The sequence below is a fragment of the Bradyrhizobium valentinum genome (assembly GCF_001440405.1).
Lineage (GTDB): Bacteria > Pseudomonadota > Alphaproteobacteria > Rhizobiales > Xanthobacteraceae > Bradyrhizobium > Bradyrhizobium valentinum.
Genome location: NZ_LLXX01000224.1, coordinates 1 through 21,493, shown reverse-complemented (window position 1 = coordinate 21,493; position 21,493 = coordinate 1). Strand labels below are relative to the sequence as shown.

Here is a 21,493-nt window from a genome sequence, read left to right as displayed (position 1 = left end):
CATTCCTAAAGCGCCTTTTTTCGCGATGGATACGCGGGTCAAGCCCGCGTATGACGATCGTGTATCAACCATGAGCGACGGAGCCCCTTATGCGCATTGACGCCATTTCGATCGGAGTAAATCCGCCACACGACGTCAACGTCATCATCGAGGTGCCCGTTGGCGGCGAGCCGATCAAATATGAAATGGACAAGGAAGCCGGCACGCTGGTGGTCGATCGCTTCCTCTATACGGCGATGCGCTATCCCGGCAATTACGGCTTCATCCCGCACACGCTGTCGGGCGACGGCGACCCCTGCGACGTCCTGGTCGCCAATACCCGCGCGATCGTGCCGGGCGCCGTGATGAGCGTGCGGCCGGTCGGCGTGTTGCTGATGGAAGACGAGGCCGGCGGCGACGAGAAGATCATTGCAGTGCCGTCCTCGAAGCTGACCCAGCGCTATGACAAGGTCAGGACCTACAGCGACCTCCCTGATATCACGCTGCAGCAGATCCAGCACTTCTTCGAGCACTACAAGGATCTCGAGAAGGGCAAATGGGTCAAGGTTCTGCGCTGGGGCGGCGCCGAGGACGCCCACCGGCTGATCATGGAAGGCATCGAACGCGCGAAGAAGAAGTAGGTGTCGCGCCTTATACTCCCCGTCATTCCGGGATGGTCCGAAGGACCAGACCCGGAATCTCGAGATTCCGGGTTCGACGCGTTGCGTCGCCCCGGAATGACCGAAACTCACACCGCCGGCTTGGCCAGCCCGTGAATCGCACAAGCCGCACGCAGCGTGTTCACCAGGAGGCACGCCACCGTCATCTGCCCGACACCGCCGGGCACCGGAGTGATCGCACCGGCGACCTCGGCGACTTCCTTGAAGGCGACGTCGCCGACCAGCCGCGTCTTGCCATCGGCTAATGGCAGGCGGTTGATGCCGACGTCGATCACGGTGGCGCCCGGCTTGATCCAGCCGGCGCGCACCATTTCCGCTCGGCCTACGGCAGCATAGACCAGGTCGGCGCGGGCGCAGAGCTGTGGCAGATCCTTTGAGCGCGAATGCGCGATTGTCACCGTCGCATTTTCGTTGAGCAGCAATTGCACCAGGGGACGGCCGACCAGATTGGAGCGGCCGATGACGATCGCATTCATGCCTTCCAGCGAGGCATGGACGCTCTTGGCCAGGATGATGCAGCCGAGCGGCGTGCACGGCGACAGCGCGGCAAAGCCACCGGCCAGCCGGCCGGCATTGTTGGAATGCAAGCCGTCGACATCCTTGGCGGGATCGAGCGCGTTGATGATGGTTTCGGTGTGGATCGATTTCGGCAACGGCAATTGCACGAGGATGCCATGTACCGCGGGATCGCGGTTGAGCTTTGCGATCAGCGCCAGCAGATCGGCCTGCGCCACGTCGGCGGGCAGTTTGTGCTCGAACGAGGCCATGCCGGCGGCCTGGGTCTGCGTATGCTTGCTGCGGACATAGAGCTCGCTGGCGGGGTCGTTGCCGACCAGCACCACCGCAAGGCCCGGCGTAAGCTGATGCTCGCGTTTGACCCGCGCGACCTCTTCCGCGACACGGGCGCGAAGCTCCGCGGCAATGACCTTTCCGTCGATAATGCGTGCCGTCATCTCAATCCTTCGTCGTAATTTTGAGCATGATCTTTTCGGAAAACCGGTTGCCACTTTGCGCTAACGCGGCCTCCGGCTCCGGATCATGCTATTCCGCCTTGGCGACGGTCGCCTTCCGAAGCGTTTCGCCGAGAATCTTGGGATCGCCGCCGACAGCGACCTGCTTCAGGCGCGAGGTCGTGCCTGAAAGAACCTTCACCCTCGCCTTCGGCACGCCGAGCACTTTCGCCAGAAGCTCCGTAACCGCACGGTTGGCCTCGCCGCCCTCGGCGATCGCGCGAACGCGCACCTTCACCACGGACCGGCCGTTGGCGAGCGTTTCAATGCCGTCGATATCGTCGCGGCCGCCACGCGGCGTCACCCGCAGTGCAATACTGATGCCCTCGGTGGAGTAGCGCCAGGGATCCATCAGCTATCGGGCCCGCGATCAGACGACGTTGGGATAGATGTAGTAGAGGATCACACGCTGGATGAGCATGATGAACAGAATCAGGATGATCGGCGAGATGTCGAGGCCGCCCAGGTTGGGCATGAACCGGCGGATCGGCGCCAGCGCCGGCTCGGTAATCCGGTAGAGGAACTCGGCCACCGCCGCGACGAACCCGTTGCGCGTGTTCACGACATTGAAGGCGATTAGCCAGGACAGGATGGCCGCGGCGATCAACAGCCAGACATAGAGGTCAAGGACGATGATGACGATATCGAGGATAGCGCGCATGTGGAGGGGGCTCGCGAGGAGGGATACCCTGCTAGATATCGGTTCATCACCCCGCAAACAAGGGAAGTTCCCGGCAAAATCGCGCCAAAATCGGTGCTTTCACCGTTCTTGACTTGACCTTGGGCCGGACTGTAAATGGCGCCGATTGTCGGCCGCTTCGGGTCACTTCGAAGCGGTCGCGACGGGGCCATAGCTCAGCTGGGAGAGCGCGTCGTTCGCAATGACGAGGTCGGCGGTTCGATCCCGCCTGGCTCCACCAGCCTTCGCAGGCTGCGCCTGCTTCGGCTAGGCAAGCCCTCTTTAGCGAAGGCTGCCTCGCCATAGCCCGAAGGGCGACGGCGGGCCTAGGCAAGCCTTACTGCGGTGAACTCCAAGCTACCCCTCCTCCCCCTCACTTCCCCGTAAACCGCGGCGGCCGCTTCTCCACAAAGCTCGCCACGCCTTCCCGGAAATCGCTCCCCTTCAGCGCGATCTGCATTTCGCGGTTGGCGTCGATGGTAGCTTCCGCCAGGGTCTGGAACGGCACGTCGTAGAGCTGCCGCTTGATCACCGAAATCGCACTGGGCGAGACAAAATCGGCGAGATCGCGGGCATAAGCGTAGGTCTGTTCGCGCAACTGGTCCGGCGGATAGAGCCGGTTGACCAGCCCGATCCGCAGCGCTTCCTCGCTCGAGACCCGCCGCGCGGACATCAGCAAGTCAAGCGCGTTGGCGTGGCCGACGATGCGCGGCAGCATCCAGCTTATGCCGTGCTCGGCGATCAGCCCGCGGCGCGCGAACGAGGTGGTGAAGACGGTATTGTCGGCGGCAAAGCGCAGGTCGCAATAGAGTGCATGGACGAGGCCGATGCCGGCGGTCGCGCCATTGAGCATGCCGATCACCGGCTTCGGGATCGCCGGATAATAGGCATAGCGCGTCTGCCAGTCCGCCCGGCGGTTCATGTCGAATGGCGGCGTATTCTCGCCGCGCCTGATCTCGCTGGGATCGATGGCCTGCAAGGCTTCCATATCGGCGCCTGCGCAGAAGGCGCGACCGGCGCCGGTTAGCACGATGACGCGGACATTGTCATCGGCGCTCGCGGCCTCCATCGCATGGCGCACATCGCGCTCCATGGTCGCGGTCCACGCGTTCATGCGGTCGGGACGATTGAGCGTGATGGTCGCGATCTTGTCGCTCACCTCGTAGAGAATATGCTCATAGTTCACCGCGGGCCTCCCTGTTGTTCTTGTCATTGACGTGCGGGCTCAGGGGCGCAACACTATCACATCAGCGGCTTTTGAAAGACGTTCGGACGCGCGGGCAAATTCCGCGTGGCGGCTATTCGGCTGCTTCCAGCAGAGCCGCGTGCGGCGTGCGCACGATCCAGCCTGCAATGAAATTCTTCAGCCACGCCCGCTCGACGACGTCGTGCACGGCGCGGCCTTCGAAGTGAAGATGACGCGGCTGCGCGCCCGGCGAATCCATCCGCACGCATCCGCGCGTGGTCCAGCGATGCATCATGGCGTAGGTGACGTCGGGGTGAAACTGGAAGCCGAACGCGTGGCCGTGCTGAAACGCCTGCACCGGAAAGTCATCGCCTTCGGCAAGCAGTTCGGCGCCATCAGGCAGTCGAAACCCTTCGCCGTGCCAATGGTAGACGTGCTCCGGCCAGTCCGAACAGAGCGCGTGCCCGGCAGCGGTTGGGCGGATCGGATAGTAACCGACCTCGACCCGGCCTTCATGATGCGGCGCGACCGGCGCGCCCAGTTGTTTGGCAAGCATCTGCGCGCCCAGGCAGATGCCGAGAAACGGCCGCCGCTCGCGCAAGGGAATTTCGATCCAGTCGATCTCGCGGCGGACGTAGTCATCGGAATCGTTGGCGCTCATCGGGCCGCCGAAGATGACGGCGCCAGCATGCTGGCCCAGCGTTTCCGGCAACGGGTCGCCGAACCGCGGACGCCTGATATCAAGGGGATAGCCGAGCGCGCGCAGCGCGTTGCCGACCCGGCCGGGCGTCGAGCTTTCCTGGTGGAGAACGATCAGAACGGGTGGCAGGGATGCGGCGTCAGGCGCAGACAGCGCCCCTCTGCCCGGAAAGGGCACGATGTTGTCGCCATTTTTGCTCGACCGGAACGACATCGACGTTGCTCAGGTGCCTCGAATCGAAACCATACCTAAGTGAGTGTTAATTTCGGGTGAGTTCACGCACACATGCAAAAATGTAAGCAAACCGCGGGCCAGATGCGGTCAGCGCGCTGGCCCGCGGTGCGAACGGGCAAGAACGCCGGAAAATCCCGGGGTTTCTTCAGCGCTGGCGGAGCTGAAAGCGGCCGACCGCCCCGAGGACAAAGGAGCGCGGAACCAGCCGGAGCAGGAACGGCACAATCTTGATGCCGAGGCCCGGCAACACTGCCCGTTTGTTCGCCATGAGGCCACTGTAGGCCTGCTGCGCGACATCGGCCGGCGAGACGTTGAGGATCGACGAATCGTAGCCGGGTCTAAATCCGGCGCGCGCCTGAAATTCGGAAGGCACTGGTCCCGGACACAACACCGTCACGCGTACGCCATGCGGCGCCAGCTCGGCCCGCATCGCCTCCGTGAACGACAGCACATAGGCCTTGGATGCGTAATAGACCGCCATTCCCGGGCCCGGCAGAAAGCCCGCGATCGAGCCGACATTGAGAAGACCGCCGCGATTGCGGATCAGATGATCGGAAAACCGCAGTGACAGGTCGGTGAGCGCGCGGATATTGACCGCGATTATCTCAAGCTGGTCGGACCGATCACGCTGAATCGCTCTCCCGAACACGCCGAATCCAGCGTTGTTGACGAGGTATTCGACGTCTACGCCGGAGGCGGTCAGGGCCTCGGCAATTCTGTCGCCGCAGTCGGGTTGCGCAAGGTCACAGGGAATCACGATCGGCGCCGCGCCGCCGGCCGTCTTGATTTCACTGGCCAGCGCTTCCAGGCGATCCACACGCCGCGCCACCAGCGCCACGCGATGGCCCTTCGATGCAAAAACGCGCGCCAGTTCAGTGCCTATTCCCGCCGATGCACCGGTAATCAGCGTCACACGCTCAGTCACGATCAAATGCTCTTAAAATCAAATTGCGGAAGCCGCCAGCGGCGGAACGAGAGCATAGACGCGTGGTGTGATGCAAGCCACGTGCATGGTACTATGCCAGGCACCGCGACACGCCTCAGCAATCGAAGTCCAATATTTTCAGGCCTATCGCGGCTGATTGCGCGGCACATTAAAGTTTCGTCATCTGAGGCGAAGCACAATCATTGTGTGTGACGGCGCCGCCGTCACGTTGCCGCGTCGGCCGTCTTCGAAATGGCGCCGGACGAGGCCGATTGCCGCTGCTCCGCCACTTTATGCTTGAGCTCGAGCCGGTCGCGCGAGGAAATGCCGAGCAGATCCGCTGCGCGCCAGACGACGTTGTCCTCGAACTCGCTGACCTGACCGTCTGCGTATACCAGCTCCCACATCATCTCGATGATGCGAAGCCTGCCCTCCTCGTTCACCGACCGCATGATGACGCTGGTGAAATGATAGAGATCGACCGCCTCGCCTTCGGCCCGCGTCGCCGACGCGATCAAATGATCCGCCGTCCCGTGATCGAGCTTGAAGCGGCTCTCGATCAAGCTGTGCAATTTGCGCTTTTCGGTCACGCTCGGCTCGCCGTCGAGTGAGACGACGTGAACGAGCAGCGCGGTCGCCGCGAGAAGATATCCGGTATCGTCGAACGCAAGATCCGACTCCGCGCTCGGCGCAACGATGTCGGCAATGAATTGGCGCAGTCCGTCAAGCATCAATCTACCTGCAAAGTCGTGTAAAGCCTGTCGGTCGAATATGGGTTGAAAATCTGGCCTCCGCAATCAACGCCTGGCTGCGCGGGCAGATTAAATCGGCGTCACCTTTGAAGTGACCAAAACACCTGCATCGAAACTTTAGCGGTACCTGCTGTCAGTCACAGAGCCGTCGCTTGTTGCTGCGTCAACGCGCGCGGCTGAGATTCAAGAGTGCCGTCGCCGAGTGCTTCGACATGTCCGCCAGGATCTAATCCGCGCGATTTGCCGCAGGCAGCAAGGCGCCATTCAATTGCAAATCATTCGCATTTGCATTAAAAGAGAACTCATTGTTTCAATGAGTAATTTTGGGGGGAACGCGTATGACCACCTTCCGCTTCGCGCTCGGCGCCGCCGTTGTGCTCGGAATCGCCTCGGGAGCTGTGCTTGCGGCCGGCGATCTGTCGCGGCAGACGCCGATTGAGATGACCGTCGATCTCGGCGCGCCCGGCAAACACGAATTCGCGCCGAAGCAACTCAAGTTTGAAACCGGCAAGCTCTACAAGCTGATCCTGCGCAACACGAGCAACGATCCGCATTACTTCACCTCGCACGCGTTCTCGCAGATGGTGTTCACGCGCAAGGTGCAGGTGACGCAGCAGCAGAACGGCAAGGCCGTGACGCTCGCGGAATTCAAGGGCGCGATCCGCGAGATCGAGGTCTATCCGGGACAATCGGCCGAATGGTGGCTGGTGCCGGTCGCGGCCGGCCGTGCCAGCGACCTGCGCTGCGACATCAAGACCAGTGACGGCAAGACCCACGCCGAACTCGGCATGGTCGGCGAGATCGTGATCGAGTAGCGCCGTTCAGGGTATTTCGTACACCACCATCTTGTCGGCGATGCCGCGCAGCGCGGCTTCCTTCTGGATCGGCCTGATCGCCTCTTTCTGAAGGATCGTGGCCACCGCCGGCGATTCGATCACCGGGCCGGTGATGTGGATCTCCTGCGAGGTCGACAGGCTCTGCACGCGCGATGCGATGTTGACGGTCTGGCCGAAATAATCCTGGCGCTCGTTCAGCATCACCGCAAGGCACGGGCCTTCGTGGATGCCGATCTTGACGATCAGGTCCTCCCGGCCGCGCTCGGCGTTGAGCTGAGCCATCGCCGCGCGCATCCGCAAGCCGGCGACGATTGCATGCTCCGGCCTGATGAAGGTCGCCATGACGGCATCGCCGATCGTCTTCACGACCGCGCCCTTCTCGGAAGCGATGATTTCGAGCAGCGCATGGAAATGCGCCCGCACCAGATCGAAGGCGGCGAGATCGCCGACCCGCTCATAGAGCGCGGTGGAGCCCTTGAGGTCCGTGAACAGGAAGGTCAGCGAGGTGATCTTGAGGCGCTGATCGACGTTGAGATTGTCCGCCTTGAACACGTCGCGGAAGGTCTGATTGGACAGCATCCGCTTGGCGGTCAGGATCGGCTTGCGTTTGCCGAGCAACTCGTGGAGCGTGTCGTTGGCGACCCAGACTGCGGGAAGCACGCGTGTGTCGGTCTGGTTATCAAGCGAAAGACGCAGCGGTCCCGGACGCATCACGGTCGTGCCGGTCGGCGCGTGCAGCTTGTTGAACACGATGGAAAACTGCTGCCGCTCGCGGGTCGGCTCGCCCTGGATATTGAAGAAGTGCGCCGAATGCGTCACCGGCTCGAACACGATCACGAACTGATTGGGCAGTTGCAGCGACAACACCGCCTTCTCGCCCACCGGCAGCTCGATGGCTTCGAGCGAAACCTCGTCGATCAGCCGCTTGATCGACTCTTCGCTCAGGTCCATCCCCGAGCTCCAGAACATCTGGCGGTTATATTCCCAGATCGGCAGCGTATTGGGATCGTGCGCGGCGATGCGCCTGACGCGAGGACTGACTGTGAAGGCGACCTCGACGCGGTCGTCGACAGACGCCTCGTAGCCTTGGGCGCACAGCGCGCAATTATAGTCGTCGTGGCGGAGCGATTTCAGCGTGTTGTGCGCGCCGAGCACGCCGCCACAGCCGGGACACAGCACATTCCAGGTGAGATCGAACAGCCCGAGCCGCGCCGAATGCAGAAAGGCCGAAATGACCTTTTCCTCGTCCAGTCCGTATCGCGCGGCAAAATCCAACAGATTGATCCGGTTGAGATCGCGATCCTCGCCCTTGGCGATCAATTGCGAGATGGCGTCGACCACCGCCGGGTCGGCGGTCTGCCGCAGAACGGAGAACTGGGCCTGGGTATCGCTCATGGTGACAACCTAGATGACGCTCCCGACGCGGCTTCGCAAGGTGTTCTTCCCTGCCTGACGCGTTTTCTTGGCGCGAACCGAAGAGACATGCGGGTCAAATCCGGTTCGCAAAGCGCTACCGGGACGTGATGGCAAACATCGGCGAACGGTCGGGCTGTGTCGTCACCACGCCGATCGGAATCACCGGCTCCTTGTCGACCAGATCGACATGAAACGCGCCGATAATCTTCGCCAGCGCCAGCGTTGCCTCGACCAGCGCGAAATGCGCGCCGATGCAGACGCGAGCGCCGACGCCGAACGGCAGATAGGCGAAGCGATCGGGCGGCGTGCCGGCCATGAAACGGGACGGGATGAAGGCGTTCGGATCGCGCCAGAGTTTTTCGTGCCGATGCAACAGCCACGGGGCGATCAGGATGACGTCCTTCTTCTTGACCGGAAGCCCTGCGATCGTGTCCGGCCCGCTGGCTGCACGCGCAATCAGGAACGCCGGCGGATAGAGCCGCATGGTCTCGTCGATCACCGCACGAGTGAATTTCAGCCGTTCGATGTCGAGCGTGCCGTTGACGATGGCGCCCTGCACCTCCTTCGCGACGTCCTGCTGGACGGCGGAATCGAGCGCCAGAAGGTAGAGTGCCCAGAACAGTGCGGTCGCCGTCGTCTCATGACCGGCGAGAATCATGGTAGCGACCTGATCGCCGAGCTGGTCATCGGTGAAGGCCTCGCCGGTTTCCGGATCGCGCGCCTCGCCCATCAGGTCGAACAGATCGTGCGCCGGCGCGCCCTCGTTCTTGCCGGCGGCGCGGCGCTCGGCCATCAGCATGCCGACGAAGGCCGTCCAGCGCTTGCGGAAACGGGCACGCGAAATATCCTGCGGGCTCGGCCAGCTCAGCGGCAGCAGCATATCGAGAAAATGCGGGCGCGCGAGCCGCTCGCCATACTCCATCACGAAGTCGCGCAGCGCGGCACCATGGCGATCCATCCCGAACGAGAACATGGTGCGGCCGGCGATTTCGAGCGTCATCCGCTGCATCGCCTCGCGCAGATCGACGGACGCGTTGCTGGCCGCCCTGAGCTTGGCGACCGTCTCATCGGTCGCCGCCACCATGTGCGGAATGAGCGTCATCACCGCGCGCGGCGTAAACGCCGGCGCCAGCGTGCGGCGCTGATACTTCCAGGCGCGTCCTTCCGCAATCAGCAAGCCTTCGCCGAGGATCGGACGCAGCACGCGGAGGCCGGCCGGCGTGCGGGTATAGTTTTCGTAATTGTCGACCAGCACATGCTTGATCGCATCCGGCGCGTTGAGAATGAAAGTGCTGCGTCCGAAAAAGCGGCCCTGGACGATATCTTCCTCATAGGCCCGCTGGCCCCAGCTACCGATCGGGCTGATGCGGATCGCCTTCATCCGCCCGAACACCGTCATGTTGTCGGGCGCCCGCGGTGGACTCGGCGGCACCAGCGGCGTTCGCGCCGCCGGCGTGTCGTAGGCTTCGGCAACACTCATGGGCGCTTATCCCGTAGCCCGGATGGAGCGCAGCGCAATCCGGGACCGTGCCAGGCCCCGCATATCGCTGTGCTCATGCGGGCTGCGACGGTATCTAAGTTCACGATCCGGGCGCTGCAAAGGCGCCCCGGCAAACAAACAGCTAATAAGTCAGTTCGGCAACCGCAATCCGGTTTTCCGAGGCCGGCCAGGCCCGCGCCACGATCCGCTCGCCATTGAACATGGCCGCCACCGCGCGGCCAACCTCCTCCGCGGCAAGCCGCAAGGTCGTGGTTGAATCGGTCGGCACGCCGGGTTTTACGTCCTTCGGCTCCTTGCCGTCTATCAGCACCACGTCCCGCGGCAAGCCGAAATAGCCTCTCGGACGTGACATCAGGACCACGGCGCCCGCACCGCCATCGGCCGGCCCGAGCGGGCGCGCGGCGCGCAGATGCACAACATCGGAGGAGCGCGGGAACGGCGAGCGATAGAAATGCGTCGTGGGCGAGCCGGCCGATGTCAGCACGATTTCGAGATGCCAGGTCGGCTCGATCTGCGCCGGCCCCCAACGGCCGTCGGCGCCGGTTTGCGAAGAATGGATCCGGCCGCCGATCCGTTCGCCGGACTCGGGAGAGACGCGATAGATTTCGACCGTCGCGCCCGATACCGGGCGGTTGGTGACCACGCCGCCCGGCGTATCCGTCACAAGTCCGCTCAGTTTGACTTCTACTTCAGGCACGATCTCGATGCGTGACGGCTCTCTCCCTGCGATGAATTTGTAGATCTCGCGAAACGCGCGCGGATGAAACGCGACCTCGCGATGATCGAGCGCGCCGAGCACGAGATTGGTCGCACCCTTCAGCGCAGGGCTATCCGACGTCACGCCGGTCGGTGTGCCCGGCTTGCCGACGAAGCGTCCATCTGCTTGCGCGTATTTGTCGATGCCGTCGCTGCGCAACGTGAGGAACGCCGTACCCGGCGTCACCTCGCTCTCGCCTTCGTTCAAGCCACGCAGGAACGGGCCGCCGCCGTTGAATTCGCCGCCAAGCCCTTCATCCCATTCATAGATGCCATGGTTGGGAACACCGCACAGCACGGCGTGGCTGATGTCGGAGCCGCCGCCATTTTTGATGTAGTTGCGGATCGAGTAGCCGCCGCGCGAATTACCGACCAACGCAATGGGCGACGCGCCGGTGCGGCGCTGCAATTCTTTGACGGCCTCGCCGAGTTCACGGCGCTGATCTTTGGTCGAGGAACGGTTCGGTTGTTCCACCTTGTCATCGGCGCGCGCCAGGGGATTGGTGAAATTGATGGCCAGCATTCGTTCGCGCGGCACGCCGTTCGACTCCATACGCCATAATGTCGTGATCCAGAGCGCCGCATGGTCGCCATTGCCATGAACGAACAGGATCGGTGGAACCTCAGCCGGCCCAGGTGCAGCAGGCTGCGTCTGCGCCAAGCCAAAGCGCGGAAAACCGAATGAACCAGCCAGCAAAGGCAAGGCTCCGGCGCCCTTCAGGATCAACCGCCGCGACAGCCTCATTTCGAAACCTCCCGTTGCTTTTCAATACCTTAGCTGTGCGATAGCACCGTCGAACCCGGCGCGACGACTGGACAGGTCAGGGCTTTCGCAGGCATCACTTTAGGTACGAATGGAATCAAGCCGGTGACAGAAGTCCAACGGAATAGATCATGACGGACCAGCCGAAACGCTCGCGTCTTGCGACTGATGGCATCGCAGCGCCGTTGCGGCATGCCGTGTTCCGGCGCATCTGGTTCGCCAGTCTCGTGTCCAATCTGGGGATATTGATCCAGGGCGTCGGCGCGGCCTGGGCGATGACGCAGATGACATCTTCCGCCGACAAGGTCGCGCTGGTGCAGACCGCGCTGATGCTGCCGATCATGCTGATCTCGATGCCGGCCGGCGCCATTGCCGACATGCACGACCGGCGCGTCGTCGCGCTGGTCTCGCTCGGTATCGCGCTGGTCGGCGCGAGCTTTTTGACGGTGCTGGCATGGCTCGGCCTCGTCACGCCGAATATCCTGCTGGCGCTGTGCTTCGTGGTCGGCAGCGGCATGGCGCTGTTCGGGCCGGCCTGGCAAGCCTCGGTCAGCGAGCAGGTGCCGGCGGAAACGCTGCCGGCGGCGGTCGCGCTCAACGGCATCAGCTACAACATCGCGCGCAGCTTCGGGCCGGCGGTCGGCGGCATCGTGGTCGCGACCGCGGGCGCAGTGGCGGCATTTGCCGTCAATGCCGTGCTGTACCTGCCGCTGATGGTGGTGCTGTTTCTGTGGAAGCGTACCAGCGAGCCGTCGCGCCTGCCGCGCGAGCGTCTCAACCGCGCCATGGTCTCCGGCGTGCGCTACATCGCCAACTCGCCGTCGATCCGCATCGTGCTGATCAGAACATTGGTCACCGGCGTGATCGGCGGCTCGATCTCGGCGCTGATGCCGCTGGTTGCCCGCGATCTCCTGCACGGTGGCGCGCAAACCTACGGCATCATGCTCGGCGCCTTCGGCATGGGCGCGGTGTTCGGCGCGCTGAATATCAGCGAGGTGCGCCGGCGCATGAGCGGCGAGGCCGCGGTGCGCGCCTGTGCGATATCGATGGCCGGCGCGATCGCAGCCGTCGCCCTGAGCACGAACGCCATCCTGACGGCGATCGCCCCGGTGCTCGCCGGCGCGGTGTGGATGCTGGCGGTGGCCCTGTTCAATATCGGCGTGCAGCTTTCCGCGCCACGCTGGGTCGCGGGCCGTTCGCTGGCGGCGTTCCAGGCATCAATTGCCGGCGGCATTGCGATCGGAAGCTGGGGCTGGGGACACCTCACCGATCTCGCCGGCGTGGAGATCGCGCTCTTGGTTTCGGCCGGCCTGATGCTGATATCGCCGCTGCTCGGCATCTGGCTGCGCATGCCGCCGATCGGTGCGCGCAATGAAGATGCCACCGAGGTTATTGCCGATCCCGAAGTACGGCTGTCGCTGACCGGACGCAGCGGACCGCTGGTGGTCGAGATCGAGTACCGCGTCGCACAGGACAACGCCCGCGCCTTCCACAACGTGATGCAGGAAGTGCAACTCAGCCGCCAGCGCAACGGTGCCTATGGCTGGTCGATCGCGCGCGACATCGCCGACCCCGAATTGTGGACCGAGCGCTATCATTGCCCGACCTGGCTCGACTATCTGCGCCAGCGCAGCCGCGCGACGCAGTCCGAGCGCGCCCTGCACCAGCGCGCGATCGACTTTCATCTCGGGCCCGATCCGATCCGCGTGCGCCGCATGCTGGAGCGGCCGTTCGGCTCGGTCCGCTGGAAGGAAGACACCCCCGACCGCGCCGCCAACGAGGTCTTGCCAGTGGTCGCGACCGCGGCAGGCAGCAGCACCTGAGCTGATGCGCTAAGAGCGTGACGCGACGCGGCTATTGGGCGCAGAATGACATGGGAATAAACCGGCCAATCTGGTTTAACCCGCCGCTGATTTCGCGCGGCCGATTTTCCTGCGACTAAAGTGCAAGACTTCGGTGCGCCTTCGCCCCATCGAGCGGAAGGGAAGGTCCTTTTTCGCGCCTGCGAACACCGACGCTGCCTTACCGCATGCGCGATTCACCATGAGCGAACGCACTTCCCACTTGCCAAAGTGCCGCGCAAGCCTTTGACTTGGCGTCAAGACAAAACAAGCTCGCGCTGCAGCGGGCGATCTTTCAACCGGGAGGAACTCATGAGCAAGCGTAGCGATACAAAAACAACGCGCCGCCGTTTCCTGACGGCGGCCGCCGCCGGCGGCGCGGTGATTGCGATGCCGCAGGTCAGCCGGGCGCAGACAGCGACCCTGAAGATGCAGGGCTCGTGGGGCAAAGCCGACGTCTTCAACGAAATGGCCGAAGACTATGTGAAGCGCGTCAATGAGATGGCCGGGGGCCGGCTGCGCATCGATTATCTGGTCGGCGGCTCGGTCGTGCATCCGTTCCAGGTATTCGACGGCGTGCATGGCGGCCAGATCGACGCTGCTCACACGGTGACGGTTTACTGGTACGGCAAGCACAAGGCAGCTTCGCTGTTCGGCACAGGTCCGGTGTTCGGCTTCAATGCCAATGAAGGCCTTGGCTGGATCCACAACGGTGGCGGTCGCGAGCTGTTCGAAGAGCTCCAGACCCAGATCATGAAGGTCAACATCAAGAGCTTTTTCGCCATGCCGATGCCGACCCAGCCGCTCGGCTGGTTCAAGAAGCCCATCACCAGCGAGGCTGATCTCAAAGGCCTGAAGTATCGCACGGTGGGCCTTGCCGCCGACCTCTTCCAGGCGATGGGGGCATCCGTCGCGCAGCTTCCCGGCGGCGAGATCGTGCCGGCCATGGAGCGCGGCGTGATCGATGGGTTCGAGTTCAACAATCCGACCTCGGACCGGCGCTTCGGCGCGCAGGACGTCGCCAAGAACTACATGATGGGCAGCCACCATCAAGCGACGGAATACTTCGAGATCATGTTCAACAAAACCAAGTTCAACGCCCTGCCCGCGGAGCACAAGGCCATTCTGCAGTATGCAGCGGAAGCCGTGTCATCGGCCAACGAATGGAAGGCCATGGACTATTACTCCAAGGACTTGCAGGAACTGATCACCAAGGACAAGGTCAATGTCGTGCGGACGCCGAAATCGGTTTTCGAAGCGCAGATCAAGGCATGGGACGGCCTGATCACCCAACTCGGTTCGGATCCGTTCATGAAGAAGGTGATGGACTCGCAGAAGGCATGGGTACGCCGCGTGGTTTACTACAACACGTACAACACGACGGACTACCGTGGCGCCTTCGAGCACCACTTCCCCGGCGTGCTCAAGCTCTGACGGCTTTCGCTGCTTAACGCTGACGCAGCATGAACGAAGGGCGGCGCAGTCAAGGCGCCGCCCGGTCAAGAAAAACGGTGGGGGACATCGGCATGTGCGAGTCGCGGCGAGTTAAGTTCGCATGAAAAAATTTCTCTTCTTCATTGATGAGCTCAGCACCTGGGTCGGCAAGGCGTTCGCCTGGCTGATTCTCGTCCTGACGCTGGGTGTCAGCTACGAGGTGTTCATGCGCTACGTGCTGCGTGCGCCGACCACCTGGGCTTTCGACATCAGCTACATCACCTACGGCGCGATGTTCCTGATGGCCGGTGCTTATACGCTCTCGCGGAACGGCCATGTGCGCGCCGACGTGGTCTACCGCCTCTGGTCGCCGCGCACCCAGGCGACGATGGACCTCGTCCTCTACATTTTGTTCTTCCTGCCGGCAATCGCGGCACTGATGTATTCCGGCTGGAATTATGCCGATATGTCGGTGCGCTTCCGCGAAGTCAGCATCTTCAGTCCGGCCGGCGTGCCGGTGTTTCCGCTGAAAGCGCTGATCCCGGCCACCGGTGTCCTTCTGCTTCTGCAGGGGGTGGCTGAAATCATCCGCTGCGTGCTGTGCATCCGCACCGGCCAATGGCCGCAGCGCCTGCACGACGTGGAGGAGACCGAAAGCCTCATCATTCGCGAACATCAGCAGCATGCGGCCGAGCAGCAGAGCGAGAGGGGAGCAGGCGCATGACCGATCCACAACTCGGCATGCTGATGCTGGGCCTGTTCATCTTCATCATCATGCTCGGCTTCCCGATCGCCTTCACGCTGATGGCGATGGGCGTCTCGTTCGGCTACTACGCCTACTACACGGCCGGCCAGGACTTCTTCGAGAATCGTATCTTCACGCTCCTGGTGCAGAAGACGTTCGAGGTCACGTCCAGCGACGTGCTGGTCGCGGTGCCGCTGTTCCTGTTCATGGGCTACCTGGTCGAGCGCGCAAACATTCTCGACCGGCTGTTCTACTCGTTGCAACTGTCGATGAAGAACGTGCCGGGCGCGCTGGCGGTTGCCACGCTGATCACCTGCGCGATGTTCGCGACCGCCACCGGCATCGTCGGCGCCGTTGTCACGCTGATGGGCCTGCTGGCCTTGCCCGCGATGCTGCGCGCCGGTTACGACACCAAGCTGTCGGCAGGCGTCGTCTGCGCCGGCGGTTGCCTCGGCATCCTGATTCCGCCGAGCATTCTCCTGATCGTCTATGCGGCGACCGCCGGCGTTTCGGCGGTCAAGCTTTATGCGGCCGCTTTCTTTCCGGGGTTTCTGCTGGCCGGGCTCTACGTCCTCTATGCGATGGCGCGCGCGATCATCAATCCCGCGCTCGCGCCGAAGCTGCCGCCCGAGCAGACCAACGTGCCGCTCGGCACGGTAATCTGGGCGCTCGCCACGTCGTTCCTGCCACTGGCGCTGCTGATCGTTTCGGTGCTCGGCGCGATCCTGTTCGGCCTGGCGACGCCGTCCGAGGCGGCCGCGGTGGGCGCTCTCATGAGCATCGTACTGGCCGCCGCCTATCGTTCGCTCAACTACACCATGATGCGCGAATCGGTGTATTTGACCGTGCGCGCCACCGCGATGGTCTGTTACCTGTTCATCGGGTCGTGGACGTTCTCCGCAGTGTTTGCCGTCCTTGGCGGACAATCGGTGGTCGAGCAGTTCTTCACCTCGATGAACCTGTCTCCGATCGGGTTCCTGCTGTTGACCCAGGTGATCATCTTCCTGCTCGGCTGGCCGCTGGAATGGACGGAGATCATCATCATCTTCGTGCCGATCTTCCTGCCGCTGCTGCCCCAGTACGGCATCGATCCGATCTTCTTCGGCATCCTGGTTGCGCTGAACACGCAGACGGCGTTCAACACGCCGCCGGTGGCGATGGCCGCCTTCTATCTGAAGGGCGTGGCGCCGCCGGAGGTGAAGCTCACCGACATCTTCTCCGGTGCGCTTCCCTTCGTTGGCCTGGTCTTCTTCACCATGGCGCTGGTCTACATCTTCCCGGGAATTGCGTTGTGGTTGCCCGGCTACCTCTATGGATCGCGGTGACCAGCTTGGGTAAGACGCTGAAAGGGTGCGCATGAGTCTCCATGCGCTCGGCCTCACGGAAGCTGCGGCCGGCATCCGCGACGGCCGGCTCAGTTCGGTGGAGCTCGTCGGCGACTGCCTCAAGCGCATCGATGAGGTCGATCGCGATATCGACGCGTGGGCGTTTCTCGATCGCGACCACGCGATGCTGCAGGCCGAAATTGCCGACGATCGTCGCAAACAGGGCAAGGCCATAGGCCCGCTGCATGGCGTGCCCGTCGGCATCAAGGACATCTTCGACACCGGCGACATGCCGACGGAATTCGGTTCAAAACTGTGGGCCGGGCGCACGCCGCGCCGCGATGCGGCGGCTGTGGCGCGGCTGCGGGCGGCAGGAGCCGTGATCCTCGGCAAGACGGTGACGACCGAGTACGCCTACTTCAATCCAGGCAAGACCCGAAATCCGCACAACCCGGATCACACGCCGGGCGGATCGTCTTCCGGCTCGGCTGCTGCCGTTGCGGCGCTGATGGTGCCGGGCGCCATCGGCTCGCAGACCAACGGCTCGGTGATCCGCCCCGCCGCCTTCTGCGGCGTGGTCGGCTTCAAGCCGACACACGGCCTGATTCCGCGAAGCGGCGCGCTGCTCTTGTCGCGGGCGCTCGATCACGTCGGCGTCTTTGCGCGCTCGGTCGGCGATGCGGCACTGCTTGCCGAGCTGCTTGCCGGTTTCGACGAAGAGGATCCGGATACGCAGCCCCTCGCCCGTCCGCCCTTCGTCGAGGTGGCGGCAAGCGAGCCGCCACTGCCGCCGCGTTTCGCCTTTGTCCGTTCGCCCGCCTGGGCGCATGCCGAGAAGGTGACCACGGAGGCATTTGCCGAACTGGTGGAAGCGCTGGGCGAGCACGTTTCCGAAGTCGAGATCGGACAGAGTTTCGACCGCGCCATCGACATGCACCGCACCGTCATGGAAGTGGAGATGGCGCACAACCTGCACCGCGATTTCGAGCAGGGCGGCGATTCCCTGAGCAAGGTGCTGCGCGCCTTGATCGAGCGTGGGCGCAAGATTCTCGCCGTCGACTACACGCGGGCGCTGGCCGGCAGCGCGACGCTCAACGGAGCGCTCGACGGTGTGTTCGACGAATACGACGCGATTTTGACCCCGGCAGCGCCGGGCCCGGCGCCGCGTGGCCTCGACAGCACCGGAAATCCGGCATTCTGCTCGATGTGGACTTATCTCGGCACGCCCGCGGTGACGCTGCCGCTGCTGCAATCGGAAAGCGGCCTGCCCATCGGGGTGCAGTTGGTCGGACGACGCGGCAACGATGCGCGGCTGTTGCGGACGGCCAACTGGCTTGTCAGAAAACTCGGAAAGCGCGGCGGCGCTGCGCCTGCGAAGACCGCCGCGGGTCGCACGAAAACAAGGAGCGGCAGATGACGAACTTGATCACCGGACTGATCGGCATTGCCGGCGTCTGCACGTTTCTCGGCATCATGCTCTGGTGGATCAAGGCTGTGCCGTTGATCATCATCTGCGTATTGGTGATGGCGCTGCTGGTCTACGATTTCTACCAATCGCTGCGCGCCAACGGCAATGGAGCGGGATAGGTCGCGGCTGCCCGGCGCCTTCTACTGCCCCGCGCTCGCTAGCTTCCGCTGGCAGGCCTTGCTGATCTTGGCACGGTTCTGCTTCAGGCAGGCCAGAATGACCTGATCACCATCCTGCATCTGCGCCCGGCAATACCGCGAGACGTCGCGCGCGCACTCGTCATGCCCCTCTCTTTTTTGTGTTTGTGCCGACACGCTTGAGGCCATCAGGATCAGGGGAATGACGAAAAGGATCTTGATCATTTGTTATGCCTTCACACCGGAGAAACGCAATCAGCGCGTTCTACAGCGTTTTCGAGAGAGGTGGGAACCGGTTCGCGTCAAGAAAACGCGTCAAACAGGAATCCAGCGCGCCAAAATCCGGGGCGCACGCATTTGTGAACGCTGAAATGGCCCAACCGTTCGCGTCGTGAACGCCGCGAAACAAAAAACGCCTGCGTCGCATCGACGCAAGCGTTCCCGAGAGCCAAACGAGTGAGCCGATTAGTGCGCGGCGAGCTTGCCGGACTTCTGCGCCGCGAGATCGCGATCCATCACGCCGCGGCAGCCGGCGCTCAGGTCGGCGCGACGCTTGATCATGCAGGCGGTGATCTTCGGGATATTGGGAATTTCCGAGCTGCAGAGGCGGAACGCGTCGCCGGTGCACATCTGCTGCGCCTCAGAGCTGAAGGCGAAGCTCGCGGTAGATGAGCCGGCGGAGAACGAGGCGGCGAAGGTCAGCGCTAAACTGACCTTGCGAACGGTGTTGAAGAACAGTGCGGTCATTGTCGGCTCCCATTGGCCCGGCAACGCGGGCCCGTTGATGATGGCGGGAGCATGCGCCTGGAACCCGCCGCCGACTGTGACTGACCTCACTCAGATATAAGCCCCTCATCTTCTTCGCCTTCCCGGCGCGTGTTCGCGAGACGTTAAGACATTGTTGGCATTAATGGCCCGTTGCGTGTGTTCCCCGAGTATGTGGAAAGAGTAGCGATGCGTAATGCGTTGGGCCTGATGCTGGCCAGTGTAGTGACGGCGCTGGTGATCACCGGCGTTTGGTTCTGGACCTCCTCGCCGCAGGCTGCGGCCCCACCTCAAACCGTCGCCGCCCGTGCGGCCGAGCCGCTGCCGGCATCCGCCGCAGCCAGGCCCGCGCTGAAGGACGACGTCGAGATCACCGCTTCCCTCACGAAGCCCGCCCCTGCCCCCGCGCCGGTTCCGGCTGCCCAGCCGATGCGATCGACCTGCGCCAATCCCGACGCACTTGGCGTCAGCCGCACCGTCGTGATCGACACCACAGGCGGCCCGGGCTTCGGCTTCCTGCAATACAAGCAGTTCGACTTCCTGACCGACAAGGAAGTGGTGCTGACGTTTGACGACGGCCCGTGGCCGACCACGCCGGCGGTGCTCAAGGCGCTTGCGGACGAATGCACGAAAGCCCTGTTCTTCCCGGTCGGCAAGCACACCACCTATCATCCGGAGATTCTGAAGCAGGTCGCGGCCGCCGGCCACACTATCGGCTCGCACACCTGGTCGCACGCCCATCTCGATAGCAAGAAACTGACCGAAGCGCAGGTCAGGGAAGAGATCGAGAAGGGCTTTAGCGCCGTGAAGATGGCGCTGGGGACCGCGCCCGCGCCGTTCTTCCGCTTCCCGGGGCTTGCGCACACGCAGCCGGCCCTCGGCTATCTCGCCTCGCGCAACATCTCGATGTTTTCAGTCGATGTTGATTCCAACGACTTCAAATCGTCGGGTCCCGACCAGGTGATCCAGAACGTCATGACCAAGCTCGACAAGCAGGGCAAGGGCGTCATCCTGATGCACGATCTGCAGAAAAATACCGCACTGGCTTTGCCGACGCTGCTGCGCCGCCTGAAAGCCGGCGGCTACAAGGTCGTACAGATGAAGGCCAAGGAGCAGCTCGAAACCCTGCCCGAATATGACGCGATGCTGGTGAAGGACCAGAAGATGCCGGCGGTCGCCAGCCGCCCGATCAGCAGCGTGGTGCAGACGGTTTCGCAGTAAGGATTGGCGGGAAGCCGTTCACCGGCTCCAGCCTTAACTCAATGAAAAGCGCGCCCTTCGGATTCGAAGCCTGAGGGGCGCGTTTTTGCTTTGGCAAGATTACCAGTAGATGCCGTGCCGGTGCAGTGCGCCGATGATGCGCGCTGCGATCTGGTAGCGCACGCGGTGCGGCCTCGCGGTCCTCGACGTGTACGCCGCTCTCCGGGCTTCAGGCCTTGCGGGGCCGGCGCTCGCAGCGCCAGCAGCGGGCCGATGCATCCTGGCTGCCTTGGCCGCCCTGGGCGTGGCCGTCTCGGCCTTGCTCGTCTCTGGCTTGGGCTCGACGACCGCGGGCCGCTCGACATATTTTGGCGCTTCCGCGGCCTGCGGAGCTTCCGCGCTTTTCGATGCATCCGTAACTTTGGCCGGTGCCGGAGCGGTCTTCGTCTCGATGCCGCCGAGCGAAAGGCTGCGATCGCTAGCCTGCGCGGCGGCGGAGGCCAAAACGAATCCTGCCATCAGAATGAATTTACGCATGTTGAAATCTCCCCTTGAGGTCGAGGCGGAGACTATGCCGGGCGGCGCGATTCCTGATGTGAGACAGGTCACGCAGACTAATCCGTGAACGCCGATGCCGACTGCTGAAGGAATTTTTTGAAAAGGCTGGTGCCGCAAACAGGACTCGAACCTGTGACCCCGTCATTACGAATGACGTGCTCTACCAACTGAGCTATTGCGGCGGACCGAACGCAGCGTCCGGAACGAGCCGGAAACGCCCGCACCTGATATCGGGCACGGCCCCGATTGGCAAGAAAAACGCGGGCCTTAAAAACCTAGTTGCCGCCCCAGCGTGACAAAAATCCCCGCCAGCCGCCGGCCTGCGCCTTGGGCTGGCCGATTTGTTCCGCAAATTCGTCCGCCGGGCCGTCCTCGTCGATTCCGGGGTCGTCAGGCGCCCGGATGATGGGAATCACGGCGGGAATGGGGGCTGGAACAGCCTTTGGGATATCCTGCCGCGACCGGAACAAGGGGGCCGGCCGGGCCGGAGCCGGTTCGGCCGGTGCCGGCGACGGAACGGGCGCGGTGGCGCTGGGGGTGGCGGCTTCGGAGGGAGCTGTCTCGGCGAGGGTCGTCTCAGTCGGGGCCGCTTCGGCGGCGGCA

At 63.3% G+C, this 21,493-nt stretch carries 22 protein-coding genes, 2 tRNA genes and 1 pseudogene; 10 read left to right on the top strand and 15 right to left on the bottom strand.

Translation table 11 applies throughout. The features are described from left to right. The first annotated feature begins 89 nt into the window (after positions 1 to 89). Positions 90 to 620 (top strand): inorganic diphosphatase, encoded by a 531-nt coding sequence (gene ppa, locus CP49_RS39015; protein ID WP_057855399.1) that lies wholly within the window; start codon positions 90 to 92, stop codon positions 618 to 620. Positions 621 to 727: 107 nt separating this feature from the next. Here the strand turns inward: ppa and folD are convergent, their stop codons facing one another. From folD to CP49_RS39000, 3 genes are all read right to left on the bottom strand, one after another. Further along, positions 728 to 1,612 (bottom strand): bifunctional methylenetetrahydrofolate dehydrogenase/methenyltetrahydrofolate cyclohydrolase FolD, encoded by an 885-nt coding sequence (folD, locus tag CP49_RS39010; RefSeq protein ID WP_057855398.1) that lies wholly within the window; start codon positions 1,610 to 1,612, stop codon positions 728 to 730. Positions 1,613 to 1,700: 88 nt separating this feature from the next. Then, positions 1,701 to 2,021: a DUF167 domain-containing protein gene (locus CP49_RS39005; protein WP_057855397.1), complete on the bottom strand. Its 321-nt coding sequence runs from the start codon at positions 2,019 to 2,021 to the stop codon at positions 1,701 to 1,703. Between the two features lie 18 nt (positions 2,022 to 2,039). Beyond that, entirely contained in the window at positions 2,040 to 2,330 is a 291-nt protein-coding gene (locus tag CP49_RS39000) for a YggT family protein (RefSeq protein WP_057855396.1), read from the bottom strand. A 183-nt stretch (positions 2,331 to 2,513) separates the two neighbouring features. Between CP49_RS39000 and CP49_RS38995 the strand changes: the two genes are divergently transcribed. Further along, positions 2,514 to 2,589: transfer RNA gene (locus CP49_RS38995), tRNA-Ala, on the top strand. A gap of 132 nt (positions 2,590 to 2,721) precedes the next feature. Here CP49_RS38995 and CP49_RS38990 read toward each other — a convergent pair. From CP49_RS38990 to CP49_RS38975, 4 genes are all read right to left on the bottom strand, one after another. Then, the gene (locus CP49_RS38990) at positions 2,722 to 3,534 is read right to left on the bottom strand and encodes an enoyl-CoA hydratase (protein WP_057855395.1); all 813 of its coding nucleotides are present in this window, start codon (positions 3,532 to 3,534) and stop codon (positions 2,722 to 2,724) included. Between the two features lie 112 nt (positions 3,535 to 3,646). Next, positions 3,647 to 4,447 carry a glutamine amidotransferase gene (locus tag CP49_RS38985; protein WP_057855394.1) on the bottom strand — a complete coding sequence of 267 codons (801 nt, stop codon included), beginning with the start codon at positions 4,445 to 4,447 and terminating at the stop codon, positions 3,647 to 3,649. Between the two features lie 166 nt (positions 4,448 to 4,613). Continuing rightward, a complete protein-coding gene (locus CP49_RS38980) occupies positions 4,614 to 5,393 on the bottom strand; it encodes an SDR family NAD(P)-dependent oxidoreductase (protein WP_057855413.1) in 780 nt (259 codons plus the stop codon). Between the two features lie 224 nt (positions 5,394 to 5,617). After that, a complete protein-coding gene (locus CP49_RS38975; RefSeq protein ID WP_057855393.1) occupies positions 5,618 to 6,124 on the bottom strand; it encodes a tellurite resistance TerB family protein in 507 nt (168 codons plus the stop codon). Between the two features lie 359 nt (positions 6,125 to 6,483). On the opposite strand from CP49_RS38975, the gene CP49_RS38970 reads away from it, so the two are divergent. Next, positions 6,484 to 6,960 (top strand): cupredoxin domain-containing protein, encoded by a 477-nt coding sequence (locus CP49_RS38970; protein ID WP_057855392.1) that lies wholly within the window; start codon positions 6,484 to 6,486, stop codon positions 6,958 to 6,960. 6 nt (positions 6,961 to 6,966) lie between these two features. On the opposite strand, the gene CP49_RS38965 is transcribed toward CP49_RS38970, so the two are convergent. The 3 genes from CP49_RS38965 to CP49_RS38955 form a co-directional block, all read right to left on the bottom strand. After that, positions 6,967 to 8,376: an adenylate/guanylate cyclase domain-containing protein gene (locus CP49_RS38965; protein WP_057855391.1), complete on the bottom strand. Its 1,410-nt coding sequence runs from the start codon at positions 8,374 to 8,376 to the stop codon at positions 6,967 to 6,969. 115 nt (positions 8,377 to 8,491) lie between these two features. After that, entirely contained in the window at positions 8,492 to 9,877 is a 1,386-nt protein-coding gene (locus CP49_RS38960) for a cytochrome P450 (RefSeq protein WP_057855390.1), read from the bottom strand. A 142-nt stretch (positions 9,878 to 10,019) separates the two neighbouring features. Continuing rightward, a complete protein-coding gene (locus tag CP49_RS38955; RefSeq protein ID WP_057855389.1) occupies positions 10,020 to 11,399 on the bottom strand; it encodes a hydrolase in 1,380 nt (459 codons plus the stop codon). 149 nt (positions 11,400 to 11,548) lie between these two features. On the opposite strand from CP49_RS38955, the gene CP49_RS38950 reads away from it, so the two are divergent. The 6 genes from CP49_RS38950 (at position 11,549) to CP49_RS45595 (ending at position 18,349) form a co-directional block, all read left to right on the top strand. Then, positions 11,549 to 13,240, top strand: coding sequence for an MFS transporter (locus CP49_RS38950; protein WP_057855388.1), 1,692 nt, complete (start codon positions 11,549 to 11,551; stop codon positions 13,238 to 13,240). A 330-nt stretch (positions 13,241 to 13,570) separates the two neighbouring features. Further along, positions 13,571 to 14,692 carry a TRAP transporter substrate-binding protein gene (locus tag CP49_RS38945; RefSeq protein ID WP_057855387.1) on the top strand — a complete coding sequence of 374 codons (1,122 nt, stop codon included), beginning with the start codon at positions 13,571 to 13,573 and terminating at the stop codon, positions 14,690 to 14,692. Between the two features lie 121 nt (positions 14,693 to 14,813). Beyond that, a complete protein-coding gene (locus CP49_RS38940; protein WP_057855386.1) occupies positions 14,814 to 15,416 on the top strand; it encodes a TRAP transporter small permease subunit in 603 nt (200 codons plus the stop codon). Further along, complete coding sequence (locus tag CP49_RS38935) at positions 15,413 to 16,762, top strand: TRAP transporter large permease (RefSeq protein ID WP_057855385.1); 1,350 nt, start codon at positions 15,413 to 15,415, stop codon at positions 16,760 to 16,762. Before CP49_RS38940 ends, CP49_RS38935 begins: the two co-directional genes overlap by 4 nt. A gap of 31 nt (positions 16,763 to 16,793) precedes the next feature. Further along, positions 16,794 to 18,179: an amidase gene (locus CP49_RS38930; protein ID WP_057855384.1), complete on the top strand. Its 1,386-nt coding sequence runs from the start codon at positions 16,794 to 16,796 to the stop codon at positions 18,177 to 18,179. Next, positions 18,176 to 18,349, top strand: a complete 174-nt coding sequence (locus CP49_RS45595) for a hypothetical protein (RefSeq protein ID WP_156438889.1) — start codon at positions 18,176 to 18,178, stop codon at positions 18,347 to 18,349. The genes CP49_RS38930 and CP49_RS45595 overlap by 4 nt, the downstream gene beginning before the upstream one ends. A 21-nt stretch (positions 18,350 to 18,370) precedes the next feature. Here CP49_RS45595 and CP49_RS38925 read toward each other — a convergent pair whose 3' ends face one another. Next, positions 18,371 to 18,592: a hypothetical protein gene (locus CP49_RS38925; protein ID WP_057855383.1), complete on the bottom strand. Its 222-nt coding sequence runs from the start codon at positions 18,590 to 18,592 to the stop codon at positions 18,371 to 18,373. 240 nt (positions 18,593 to 18,832) lie between these two features. Next, positions 18,833 to 19,114 (bottom strand): hypothetical protein, encoded by a 282-nt coding sequence (locus CP49_RS38920; protein ID WP_057855382.1) that lies wholly within the window; start codon positions 19,112 to 19,114, stop codon positions 18,833 to 18,835. 207 nt (positions 19,115 to 19,321) lie between these two features. On the opposite strand from CP49_RS38920, the gene CP49_RS38915 reads away from it, so the two are divergent. Continuing rightward, complete coding sequence (locus tag CP49_RS38915; RefSeq protein ID WP_057855381.1) at positions 19,322 to 20,353, top strand: polysaccharide deacetylase family protein; 1,032 nt, start codon at positions 19,322 to 19,324, stop codon at positions 20,351 to 20,353. A 99-nt stretch (positions 20,354 to 20,452) separates the two neighbouring features. On the opposite strand, the gene CP49_RS38910 is transcribed toward CP49_RS38915, so the two are convergent. The 3 genes and pseudogenes from CP49_RS38910 to CP49_RS46530 all read right to left on the bottom strand — a co-directional run. Then, entirely contained in the window at positions 20,453 to 20,869 is a 417-nt protein-coding gene (locus CP49_RS38910) for a hypothetical protein (protein ID WP_057855380.1), read from the bottom strand. Positions 20,870 to 20,996: 127 nt separating this feature from the next. After that, positions 20,997 to 21,072 (bottom strand) — tRNA-Thr (locus CP49_RS38905). Between the two features lie 93 nt (positions 21,073 to 21,165). Continuing rightward, positions 21,166 to 21,493, bottom strand: a pseudogene (locus CP49_RS46530) (hypothetical protein); the annotation flags it as partial.

Coding starts and splice junctions, on each gene's coding strand:
- ppa (WP_057855399.1), top strand. CDS start 90: ATGCGCATTGACGCCATTTCGATCGGAGTAAATCCGCCACACGACGTC.
- folD (WP_057855398.1), bottom strand. CDS start 1,612: ATGACGGCACGCATTATCGACGGAAAGGTCATTGCCGCGGAGCTTCGC.
- CP49_RS39005 (WP_057855397.1), bottom strand. CDS start 2,021: ATGGATCCCTGGCGCTACTCCACCGAGGGCATCAGTATTGCACTGCGG.
- CP49_RS39000 (WP_057855396.1), bottom strand. CDS start 2,330: ATGCGCGCTATCCTCGATATCGTCATCATCGTCCTTGACCTCTATGTC.
- CP49_RS38985 (WP_057855394.1), bottom strand. CDS start 4,447: ATGTCGTTCCGGTCGAGCAAAAATGGCGACAACATCGTGCCCTTTCCG.
- CP49_RS38975 (WP_057855393.1), bottom strand. CDS start 6,124: ATGCTTGACGGACTGCGCCAATTCATTGCCGACATCGTTGCGCCGAGC.
- CP49_RS38970 (WP_057855392.1), top strand. CDS start 6,484: ATGACCACCTTCCGCTTCGCGCTCGGCGCCGCCGTTGTGCTCGGAATC.
- CP49_RS38965 (WP_057855391.1), bottom strand. CDS start 8,376: ATGAGCGATACCCAGGCCCAGTTCTCCGTTCTGCGGCAGACCGCCGAC.
- CP49_RS38960 (WP_057855390.1), bottom strand. CDS start 9,877: ATGAGTGTTGCCGAAGCCTACGACACGCCGGCGGCGCGAACGCCGCTG.
- CP49_RS38955 (WP_057855389.1), bottom strand. CDS start 11,399: ATGAGGCTGTCGCGGCGGTTGATCCTGAAGGGCGCCGGAGCCTTGCCT.
- CP49_RS38950 (WP_057855388.1), top strand. CDS start 11,549: ATGACGGACCAGCCGAAACGCTCGCGTCTTGCGACTGATGGCATCGCA.
- CP49_RS38945 (WP_057855387.1), top strand. CDS start 13,571: ATGAGCAAGCGTAGCGATACAAAAACAACGCGCCGCCGTTTCCTGACG.
- CP49_RS38940 (WP_057855386.1), top strand. CDS start 14,814: ATGAAAAAATTTCTCTTCTTCATTGATGAGCTCAGCACCTGGGTCGGC.
- CP49_RS38935 (WP_057855385.1), top strand. CDS start 15,413: ATGACCGATCCACAACTCGGCATGCTGATGCTGGGCCTGTTCATCTTC.
- CP49_RS38930 (WP_057855384.1), top strand. CDS start 16,794: ATGAGTCTCCATGCGCTCGGCCTCACGGAAGCTGCGGCCGGCATCCGC.
- CP49_RS45595 (WP_156438889.1), top strand. CDS start 18,176: ATGACGAACTTGATCACCGGACTGATCGGCATTGCCGGCGTCTGCACG.
- CP49_RS38925 (WP_057855383.1), bottom strand. CDS start 18,592: ATGATCAAGATCCTTTTCGTCATTCCCCTGATCCTGATGGCCTCAAGC.
- CP49_RS38920 (WP_057855382.1), bottom strand. CDS start 19,114: ATGACCGCACTGTTCTTCAACACCGTTCGCAAGGTCAGTTTAGCGCTG.
- CP49_RS38915 (WP_057855381.1), top strand. CDS start 19,322: ATGCGTAATGCGTTGGGCCTGATGCTGGCCAGTGTAGTGACGGCGCTG.
- CP49_RS38910 (WP_057855380.1), bottom strand. CDS start 20,869: ATGCGTAAATTCATTCTGATGGCAGGATTCGTTTTGGCCTCCGCCGCC.